Source organism: Rhodococcus sp. (in: high G+C Gram-positive bacteria) (assembly GCF_049299235.1).
In the GTDB taxonomy this organism is placed as follows: Bacteria; Actinomycetota; Actinomycetes; order Mycobacteriales; family Mycobacteriaceae; genus Rhodococcus.
In genome coordinates, this window is the sequence record NZ_JBAQXC010000026.1 from 1 (window position 1) to 11,192 (window position 11,192).

4 protein-coding genes are annotated in these 11,192 nt (G+C 68.4%); 1 reads left to right on the forward strand and 3 read right to left on the reverse strand.

Annotation, left to right across the window (positions count from 1 at the left end):
• The 3 genes from WAX14_RS01695 to WAX14_RS01705 all read right to left on the reverse strand — a co-directional run.
• Window positions 1-7,787, reverse strand: a 7,787-nt coding sequence (locus WAX14_RS01695; RefSeq protein ID WP_422626366.1) for an amino acid adenylation domain-containing protein, incomplete at its 3' end; no start/stop codon positions are given.
• Between the two features lie 320 nt (window positions 7,788-8,107).
• The gene (locus tag WAX14_RS01700) at window positions 8,108-9,301 is read right to left on the reverse strand and encodes an alkane 1-monooxygenase (protein WP_422626367.1); all 1,194 of its coding nucleotides are present in this window, start codon (window positions 9,299-9,301) and stop codon (window positions 8,108-8,110) included.
• A 218-nt stretch (window positions 9,302-9,519) separates the two neighbouring features.
• Window positions 9,520-9,723, reverse strand: a complete 204-nt coding sequence (locus WAX14_RS01705) for a cold-shock protein (protein ID WP_422626368.1) — start codon at window positions 9,721-9,723, stop codon at window positions 9,520-9,522.
• Window positions 9,724-9,854: 131 nt separating this feature from the next.
• Here WAX14_RS01705 and WAX14_RS01710 point away from each other — a divergent pair, with 131 nt between their 5' ends.
• A complete protein-coding gene (locus tag WAX14_RS01710; protein ID WP_422626369.1) occupies window positions 9,855-11,138 on the forward strand; it encodes a pyridoxal phosphate-dependent aminotransferase in 1,284 nt (427 codons plus the stop codon).
• The last annotated feature ends 54 nt before the right edge of the window (window positions 11,139-11,192 follow it).

Genomic DNA, 11,192 nt, shown 5'->3' on the forward strand with positions numbered 1-11,192 from the left:
CCGCCCCCCGCCGCCGCGAGGGCGTCGAGGTCCAGCGCTCCGGTCAACCGCAGCGCGACCGCGACGTTGTAGGCACCCGACGTGGGGTCGAACCGGTTGACGAACCACATGCGGGCCTGAGCCGGCGACAACGGCACCCGCGCCGGCCTCGGCCGGGCGGTCAACTGCGGGCGCGCCGGCCCGCCCCTCTTCCGGTCGACGACGCGCGCCAGTCCCGCCACGGTCGGATCGTCGAACAGGTCGCGGATCTGGAGGCGCGTGCCGAATCGGCCGTCGAGCCGGGCGAGGAGCCGGGTCGCGGTGAGCGAGTTGCCGCCGAGATCGAAGAAGCTCGTGGTCGCGCCGACATGATCGCGCCCCAGCACCTCGGCGACCACCCCGGCCACGACGAGCTCGGTGCCGGTGGCCGGCTCGACATGTTCGGCAGATGCGAATTCCGGTGCAGGCAGCGCCTTCCGGTCGATCTTGCCGTTCGCGGTGACCGGAAGGGCGTCGAGCCCGACGGCGACGGTGGGCACCATGTGCCGGGGCAGCCGGGTCGCCGCGTACGCGAGCGCGGCATCGGCATCGCCGACCAGGTAACCGACGAGGTGCTCCCCGACGGTGGGGTCGCGGTGCAGCACGACGACGGCCTGCGTCACCGTGGGATGGTCGAGGAACACCGCCTCGATCTCGCCGAGTTCGACGCGCTGCCCGCGCAACTTGACCTGAAAGTCGCTGCGGCCGACGTATTCGAGTGCGCCGTCGCCGCGGCGGCGAACCAGGTCGCCGGTGCGGTAGAGCCTGCCGGAGCCGTCCGGGTCGGCCACGAACCGCCCGGCGGTCTGCGCGGGCGCCCGGTGGTAGCCGCGCGCGAGTTGCACACCGCCGAGATACAACTCGCCGTCGATGCCGATCGGGACGGGACGCAACCGTTCGTCGAGTACGCGAACAGTGGTGTTCCACACCGGTGTGCCGATCGGGACGGGCGCCTCGCCGGGGACCGTGCGATGGGCGGTGACATCGACGGACGCCTCGGTCGGCCCGTACAGGTTGTGCAGCGGGGCATTCGAGGCCGCGGTGAACCGGGTCACGGTCGACGCGGTGAGCGCTTCGCCGCTGGTGAAGACCTGACGCACGCTCGCGCAGCGCGCCGGATCGCCGTCGGCGAGGAACACATCGAGCATGGACGGGACGAAATGCAGTGTGCTGACCGAGTAGTCGTCGATCACACGGGACAGGTACCGCGGATCCCGATGCCCGTCGGGGGTGGCGATTACGACAGTGGCACCGAAGAGTAACGGCCAGAACAGTTCCCACACCGACACGTCGAACGTCGCCGGAGTCTTCTGCAGGACCACATCGGTGCCGTCGAGTGGATACTGCCCCTGCATCCACAGCAACCGGTTGACGATCCCACGATGCGAGATCGCCACCCCCTTGGGCCGTCCGGTGGACCCGGACGTGAACAGCACATACGCGAGGTCGTCGGGCCGCAGCGGGGCACGGCGATCGACATCGCGAACGGTGGCGCCGGACCAGCCGTCGGCGACAGGCAGGGCGTCGAGCACCCGCACGGGGCGTGCGGTGTCGAGGATGTGCGCGGTCCGGCCGTCGGGCTGGTCGGGGTCGATCGGCACATACGCGGCACCGGCCACGATCACCGCGTGGATCGCGACGAGCTGCGGCAGCGACCGCTCGATCGCGACGGCCACGAGATCGCCCGGGCCGATCCCGTCGGCGATCAACGACCGTGCCACCCGGTTCACCCGTTCCGTGAACTGCCGGTAGGTCAGGGTGTCGCCGCCGTCGACGACGACCGCCTGCGCGTCCGGGGACGTCGCGCTCTGGTCCCCGAGCAGGTCGGCGAGGGTGACCGCCAGAAGCGGCACGACCTCACCGTGCTCGAACCGGGCGATCGCGTCGCGTTCCCCGTCGACGAACACGTCGATGTCCCCGACGTGCATGTCGGGATGCGCCATGAACGTCTCGAGCAGGCCGATGAGGCGCGCCGCGATCCGTTCGACGGCGGGTCGGGTGAACAGCTCGGTGCGGTAGCGCAGGCTGAGCCGCAGGTGCGGTTCGAGGATCGCCATCACGGTGAGCGGATAGTGCGTCGCGTCGCGGGCGTCGATCGCGGTCACCCGCATGCCCGCGAGGTCGGTGGTCTCGTCGAAACCGGCGCGGTCGACCGGGTACGACTCGAACACGGTCAGGGTGTCGAACAGGGTGCCGACGCCGACCCGGTCCTGAATCTCACCGAGCGCGACGTGATGATGGTCCAGCAGCCGCACCTGCTGGTCCTGGACGCGCCGCAGCAACTCCGCGACGGTGTCGGCGGGCTCCCACCGCACCCGGACCGGCAGCGTGTTGATGAACAGGCCGAGCATGTTCTCGACGCCGGGCAGATCTGCGGGGCGGCCCGAGACGGTCGCGCCGAACACCACATCGGGACGGGCGAGCAGCCGCGACAACAGCAGCGCCCACGCCGTCTGCACCACGGTGTTGACGGTGACGTCGGAATCGCGGCGATCGGCGAGCGCGGCGAGCAGCGTGGCGGGCAACGCGACGTCCACCGGGTCCGGGTTCTCGTCGAGGACGGCGCCGGCGTGCGGCGCGATCAGGGTGGGTTCGGTGATCCCGGACAGCGTCTCCTGCCACACCGCGAGCGACCGGTCCCGGTCCTGCTCGGTCCACCAGCGCAGATAGTCCCGGTATCGGGCAGGTTCGGGCAGCGCATCGTGGGACACATAGTGCGTCAACACTTCCCGGACCAACAGCGGCATCGACCAGCCGTCGAGAACGAGATGATGATTGGTCAGCACGAGCACGGCACGATCCGGCGCGATCCGCACCAGGACGGCCCGCAGCAGCGGCGGGTGTGCCGGATCGAACGGCAGAACCCGCTCTTCGTCGAGCAACTCCGTGAGCCCGTCCGCGGTCGCGTCGACCTCACGCCACGGCAAGTCCACGTGGTCGAGCACGAGTTGCGCTGGGGTTCCGGTGTCGTCGTACACGAATGCGGTGCGCAGCCCGGCGTGCCGGGCGACCACCGCCTCGATCGCGGCCCGCAACCTGTCGACGTCGACGGTCCCGGCCAGATGCAGGGTCAATTGCGCGACGTAGACGTCGAGCGAACCAGCGGCGAGCCGCGCGTGGAACAGCAGTCCCGTCTGGAGCGGTGGCAGCGGCCAGATGTCGCGCACACCGGGATAGTTCGCTTCCCAGCGTTCGATCTGCTGCTGGTCGACGCGGACCAGCGGAACGTCGGAGGGTGTGAGGCCGCCCGCGTCGGGGCGCTCGACATGGACGGCGAGGGCACCGAGCGCGCGGGTCCACGTCTCGGCCAGATCGGTGACGAGTTCGGCCGGCACGGCACGCGGCGGGTACGCGAATGTCGCTGTCAGATACGGCCCGTCGGGTCCGTCGACGACCATCGCGTTGATGTCGATCGCCGCGGCGACGGCGAGCGCCGACCCGCGTCCGGGATCGAGATCGACGGCGTCCGGTACCCAGCCGATCGCGCGGAGCTCGGCGGGGATGTGTCCCGAGGTCAGCCTGCCGAGATAGTTGAACGAGATCTGCGGGGTGTCCGCCGCTGCCAGGATCGGCCCCGCCGCGGTATCCAGATGACGCAAAATGCCGTATCCGGCACCGTGATTCGGTACGGCAGCCAGGTCTTCCTTGACAGCCTTGACGGCCGCACCCGCGTTCGCGCCGCCGCGCAACGCGTCGTCGATGTCGAGATGTCCGGGTAGCGTCGGACGGACCGGGTAGATGCCGGTGAACCAGCCGACGGTGCGGGCCAGGTCGGCACCGTCCAGGTCGCGGCCGTGCCCCTCGAGCAGGACCGGAACCGACCGGCCGTACGGTGCGAGTGCCAGCGCGAGGGCGGTGACCAGACCGTCCGCGGTGCCCGCACCGAACACGTCGGGCAGTCGGGTGAGCACCGCCGCGGTGGTGGCGGGATCGAGGTCGACCCGGACCCGGTCGACGGTGGCGAGGGTGTCGACCGCGGGATCGAGTGGCGCGACCCCCGGCAGGGCGGCCCCGCCGTCGAGGCTGCGCCGCCAGAAATCCGTCTCGGCGGCGTAGGTGCCGTCCCGCGCGGCGTCGTGCAGCGCGTGCGCCCACCGGCGATACGACGTGCCGACCTCGGCGAGGACCGGCGTGTGCTCGGCGACACCGCTCGGCTCGCCGGTGGCCGAGACGATCTGCATCCACGCCTGTGCCAGGTCCGGCAGCAGGATCCGCCAGGACACCCCGTCGACGACCAGGTGGTGCGCGACGAGCAGCAGACGCCCGTGGCCGCTGCCGGCGTCGAACCAGACGCACTGCAGCATCGTTCCGGCGGCCGGGTCCAGGCGCCGCGCGGCCAGCGCGCAGGCCTCGTCCACGACCGCGCGCAACACAGCTGGATCGTCGATGTCGCTGTGGGAAACGACGGTTCGGGTGATCGGTACCGCGCCTGCCGGTGACTCGGCGGCCACCTCCCACGTTTCACCGTCGAATCTCGAACGCACGATGTCGTGGCGGGCGACCACCGCGTCGAGCGCGGCGGCGAGGTCGTCGAGGACCAGGTCGGCGGGAGCGGTCACGAGAACGGCCTGCGCGAATCCGGAATAGTCTCCGCGGCGCATCATGTCGTGCGCGATCGGCGGAAGCGGAATGGTGCCTGAGCCGCCGCCGTCCAACTCGGCGAGCAGGGTCTCGTGTGGCACCGCGGTCGCGACCCTGGCGAGGGCCGCAATCGTCTTGTGCTCGAAGATCTGCCGTGCGGTCAGGTGCAGCCCGACGTCCTTTGCGCGTGCCGCGAACTGCATGGCGATGATGCTGTCGGCGCCGAGCGCGAAGAGTGAGTCGTCTGCTCCGACATGCTCGACGTCGAGCATTCCCGACGCCACGTGCGCGAGAAGGATCTCGGATTCTGTTGCCGGAGCGCGGAATTCTGCGGCGGCGAACCGTGGTGCCGGTAGCGCGGCGCGATCGAGCTTGCCTGCCGGGGTCACCGGCACCGCGTCGAGTTCGACGACGGCACCGGGAACCATGTGCGACGGGAGCATCGTCGCGACACCGGCGAGCAGCGATTCGGCATCGAAGGCGCTGCCGGGCTTCATCAGCACGTAGGACACCGGAACGATCGAATGTCCGGTGTCGTGGACGATGGTCGCCGCATAGTCGACGCCGTCCAGTTCGGCGAGGGCGGCGTCGATTTCGCCGAGTTCGATGCGGAAGCCACGGATCTTCACCTGGAAGTCGGACCGGCCGACGAAATCCAGCCGGTGATCGTCGGTCCAGCGCACTTCGTCACCCGTGCGGTACAGCCGGGTACCGGCCTCGTACGGGTTGGCGACGAATCTGCCTGCGGTCTGGCCGGGCCTGCGCCAGTACCCGCGCGCGAGACCGGGTCCGCCGAGATAAAGTTCGCCGACGAAGCCGACCGGCACGGGATTCAACCGTCGATCGAGCACGACAGCGGTCACCCCGTCGAGGGGCCGACCGATCGTGATCCGGTCGCCCGGCGCGAGAGGACTCCCTGCGGTGACCACGATGGTGGTTTCGGTCGGGCCGTAGCTGTTGACGAAACGTGCTGTGCGGCCGAATTTCTCGACGAGGTCGGGCGTACACACGTCGCCGCCGACAACCACGGCCTCCAGGTCGTCGAGGTCGGCCGGATCGACCGTCGTCAGGACGGTCGGGGCCGACACGATGTGGGTGACCCGATGCCGGCGGAGCAACCGGACGAGGTCGTCGCCGCCGAGCGTGTCGGGCGGCGCCACCACCATCGCCGCACCCGCACTGAACGCCTGCAGCATCTCGAAGATCGAGGCGTCGAAACTCGCCGACGAGAAGCGCAGCATCCGCGACTGCTGCGTCAACGCCAGTTCGGGCCGTGCCGCGGCACCGAACGTGGCCAAGCCGGAATGCGTGACCACCACACCTTTCGGCGTGCCGGTCGAACCGGAGGTGTAGATCATGTATGCCGGATTGCCCGGTCGCAGTGCCGCCCGACCCGCCGGCGGCGCACCCTGCTCGGGCGCGGAATCGTCCACCGCGACCCAGTGCACGCCGGTCGGCAGCAACCCGGCACGCCCCCCGTCGGTCACGCCGAGTCGCGCGCCGCAGTCACGCACCATGTAGTCGATGCGCTGCGTCGGCAGGGTCGGATCGATCGGCACGAAGGCGGCTCCGGTCTTCGCGACCGCCCACATCGCGATCAGCGCATCCGCACTGCGATCCATCGCGAGGACGACGAATTCTTCCGGGGCTGCGCCTTCGCCGAGCAGTACCTGCGCGAGCAGATCGGAGCGGGCATCGAGTTCGCCATACGAGAGGACCCGAGGCCCGTCGATGACGGCGGGTCCGTCCGGGTTGGCTGCGACGCCCTCGGCGAGCATGTCCCGCAACAGCCGAACCGGACGCGGGGCCGGGCCGCGGGACGGGACCAGCGCGGCGCGTTCGTCGTCGTGCAGTACCTCCAGGTCGCCGATGGTCCCGCCGGCGGAGACGAACTCGGCGAGAAATTCGACGAATCGGGCGCGGTGCGACCGCAACTCCGCACTCGTGTAGAGGTTGGGGTTGGCTTCGAGGTCGATGGCGGCCGGATCGTCGGGTCCGCTCGGATAGATGTTGAGCGACAGGTCCTCGACCGGGCCGGTACTGAGCACGTGCAACTGCCCGGTCGCCTCGCCGAGTCGCACCCGGCCGTGAAACATCATGATGTTCACGGCCGGCCCGAAGAATCCTCGGGCGGTGCTGCCGTAGCCGGAATCGCGGCGCATGTCCTCGGGGCGGTATCGCTGATGACGCAGCGCACCGGTGAGCTCGAGTTGCACCCGTCGCATGAGGTCGGTGGCGGTGCCGTCGGCGTCGACGGCGACACGGACGGGGACGACATTGGACACCATGCCGCCGGACCTGCGCAGTTTCGCGGTGGTCCTCGCGGACACGGGCAGGCTCAGGACGATGTCGTCTTCACCGGTCACCCGCGACAGGAACGCGGCGAACGCGGAGACGACGACGGTCGCGAACGTGGTACCGGGCGATGCGGCGAGCAGCAGGTCGACGGCGTCGGACACGCGGGCGGGCAGCGGCTCGCCCCACCGGACCGGATGCGATCCGACCGGGGCAGCACGTCCGGCAAGACTGATGGGGTGCGGCAGATTCGCGGTCCGCTCGGACCAGTAGCCGCGGTCGGAATCGAAACGGGTGGACGAGCGGTAGCGTGCTTCGTCGTCGATGATCTCGGGGAGCGCGCTGACCGCGAACTCCGCGGGGTCGCGACCGTCGATCGCCGCGGTGTACCGCTCCGCCGCCCGGTTCGCGAAGGTCATCGCTCCATAGCCGTCGAGGGCGATGTGGTGGATCCGGGTGTAGACCAGGTGACGCTCGTCGGCGACGCGCAGGACCGCGCACACGATCAGCCGATCGTGGAGCATGTCGAGGGGGCCGCCCCACTCCGCCCGCATCCACGCGATCGCCGCGGCCTCGGGGTCGGGGTCGTCGCGCAGGTCGACCAGCGTGATGCGGTCCTCCAGCGTGTGGTCGACGACCTGGTAGGGGGTGCCACCGTCCTCGTACAGCCGGAGCATGCCGGTCCCCAGCTCCCGCGCGGCGTCCGCTGCGGCGTCCGCGAACACGGGTGCGTCGAAACGACCGCAGACATCGAGGTACTGCGCGATCGTGAGGGGTACGTCACCCAGGAGGTGCTGGGCGAACCAGATGCCCCGTTGAGCGGCAGACAGGGGGAAACCACCGGTTAGGGCGTGTTCTCCAGTCGTCGCATCGGGCCGCAACGTCGGTGACACGCTCCTCCTTCTGTGCGTCCCGCAACGGCGACACGCACAGAGCCGGCGAAATCAGGCTTACCTCTGCGCGTCGCTACAGAATAGTCATGCGAGTGGGACGGCGCACATCGGCGTCGCGTCCCACGTCCGGGTCACCGAGGGGAACCCGCACCTCGAGTTCTCGTGCAATCGGGTCGAGCCGACCGGCACCACCGATGTCCACCGCTCACCGCGAACCACTTGCCACCGACCGCGTGGTCGGCACCGGCATTCCGCCGAGTTCTCACGTTTCCCCCCGCCGTCGACTCCGCTACGGACGGTACACGTCCGCGTGACCAGAATTACGTCACATCGGGGTAACGCGCAAGTATGTCGGCCTTCTTGCGCGGGTCGATGTTGATGCGTGACAGATCGTGGTCGTAATGCTCGAGCACCCGGCGATCCATGACGCGGCGCCACAGGGGCGGCACCAGCGAGGTGACGACGAGCACCGCGTAGCCGGCGGGCAACTGCGGGGCGTCCGACATGCTCCGCAGCGTCTGGTAGCGGCGCATCGGATTGGCGTGATGGTCGCTGTGCCGCTGCAGGTTGTAGAGGAACAGATTGCTGCACACGTGGTCGCTGTTCCAACTGTGCGGCGCGGCCACGCGCATGTAGCGGCCGTCGGGGCGCTTCTCCCGGAGCAGTCCGTAGTGTTCGAGATAGTTCACGGCTTCGAGGAACATCACGGCCATCACCGCCTGCACGACGAGCCACGGCGCGATCTGCCAGCCGAACGCGGCGATGAGTCCAGCGAACAGAACCACGCTGATCGCCCACGCATTGAGGATGTTGTTGTGCACGGGGTTCCACGGCGACTGTCCGCGCCGGCGCAGGCGGGCACTCTCGTGCGTCCAGGCCGACCGCAGACTGCCGAACACCGTTCTGGGCAGGAAACGCCAGTAGCTTTCCCCGAATCGCGCGGTCGCCGGATCGTCCGGCGTCGCCACGCGCAGGTGGTGGCCGTGATTGTGCTCGACGTAGAAGTGCCCGTAGAAGGACTGCGCGAGCGCGATCTTGGCGAGTCGCCGCTCGAGTTTCGTCCGCTTGTGCCCGAGTTCGTGGGCGGCATTGATTCCGACCCCGCCGACGATGCCGAGCGTGGCGGCCAGCGCGAACTTCTCGAGCGGTCCCATCGGGCTGTTCACCCAGGCCCAACAACCGAAGATCAACCCCGCGTACTGCAACGGCAGATACAGGTACGTGCAGCGTCGATAGAACTTGTCATTCTCGAGAGCCTTCATGACCTCGTCGGGGGGGTTCCGTCGATCCTGATCGACGAGCAGGTCCACGAGCGGCGCGATCACGGCGATGATGATCGCCCCGGTGGCCCAGAACAGGCCGAAGTGCAGGTAGTGCACGAGCAGCCACGCAATGAACGGGCTCAGCGGCACCGCGAGCCCGTAGAGCCACAGATGCCGTTTGGGGTCCTTCCATCGTGACCCGATCTTCTTCTCCACCGACGTCGCCGGCGCCCCGGACACAGCCAATTCCACCACTTACTTCCAGCCGTACTGCTACGCGACCTTCCTCGACGACAGGCCCTCGTCCGCAACCCCGACTGCACCCACCCCCGAACGCAGCCCCATCGGTGTCGAAGAATAGTGCACCCTGACGAGCCGTCACGGCGGCAGTGACGGACCACACAGACAGCACGACGGCGGTGCCGGGCAATGAAGCCGTGGCACCGCCGTCGCGAACGGGGAGCGCGAAATCAGATCGCGCGGACACCCTGTGCCTGCGGGCCCTTCTGGCCCTGCCCGATCTCGAACTCGACGCGGGCACCCTCATCGAGGGACTTGAACCCGTTGCCCTGGATCTCGGAGTAGTGGACGAACACGTCCGGTCCGCCACCGTCCTGCTCGATGAATCCGAAACCCTTTTCCGCGTTGAACCACTTGACAGTTCCCTGCGCCATTTCCGCTGACTCCCTACATCACACCCGGACGTCACCCCGACGCCACGGTCAACAAGTGGTCAGTATCGCACTGTTTCTGTCGATAGTCGCAACAGACCCGACTGGTTTCGGAAAATCCGGTGGAAATCGGGTTGTGCAACGGTGGCACCATGGACGTCGTGACTATCGGAGAGCAAGGCCACCTTCACCACCGCATCACTCGTCCGCTCGAGCAGTCGGCGAAGCTGCAGAACGTGCTGTACGAGATCCGTGGGCCGGTACACGCCCATGCCGCACGGCTGGAGGCGGAGGGTCACCGCATCCTGAAGCTGAACATCGGCAACCCCGCCCCCTTCGGTTTCGAGGCACCCGAGACGATCGTCCAGGACATGATCGCCGCCCTCCCGCACGCCCAGGGCTACTCCGAATCCAAGGGCATCGCGTCGGCTCGGCGCGCGATCGTCACCCGGTACGAGCTGGTGCCGGGATTCCCCAAGCTCGACATCAACGACATCTACCTGGGCAACGGCGTCTCCGAACTCATCACGATGACGATGCAGGCGCTGGTCGACGACGGCGACGAGGTGCTGATCCCGGCACCGGACTACCCGCTGTGGACCGCGATGACGTCGCTCGCGGGCGGAACTCCCGTGCACTACCTGTGCGACGAGTCCAACGACTGGAATCCCGACATCGCCGACATCGAGTCGAAGATCACCGAACGCACGAAGGCGCTGCTCGTCATCAACCCGAACAATCCGACGGGTGCCGTGTATTCGCTGGACGTGCTGACGCAGCTCGTCGAGCTCGCGCGCAAGCATCAGCTGCTGCTGCTCGCCGACGAGATCTACGACAAGATCCTCTACGACGACGCCAAGCACATCTCGCTGGCGACGCTGGCGCCCGATCTGCTGTGCCTGACCTACAACGGATTGTCGAAGGCATACCGGGTGGCCGGTTACCGCGCGGGGTGGATGACCATCACGGGACCGAAGGAACACGCCGCCGGTTTCCTCGAGGGTGTCGACCTGCTCGCCTCCACCCGTCTGTGCCCGAATGTCCCTGCCCAGCACGCGATCCAGGTGGCGCTCGGCGGCTACCAGAGCATCACTGATCTGATCCTGCCCGGCGGCAGGCTGCTCGAGCAACGCGACGTCGCGTGGGAGCGACTCAACGCAATCCCCGGCGTCAGCTGCGTGAAGCCGCGCGGAGCCCTGTATGCGTTTCCGCGGCTGGATCCGAACGTGTACGAGATCCACGACGACGAGAAGCTGGTGCAGGACCTGCTCCTGCAGGAGAAGATCCTCATGGTCCAGGGCACGGGATTCAACTGGCCCGACCACGATCATCTGCGGATTGTCACCCTGCCGTGGGCGAGGGACCTCGCGGTGGCGATCGAGCGGTTCGGCAACTTCCTGTCCAGTTACAAGCAGTAGCGGGCGGGTCTCGGCGGTGGGCGTCGAATCCGGTTGCCGCTCTCGGTCGTGACA

Coding starts and splice junctions, on each gene's coding strand:
- WAX14_RS01705 (WP_422626368.1), bottom strand. CDS start 9,723: ATGGCGCAGGGAACTGTCAAGTGGTTCAACGCGGAAAAGGGTTTCGGA.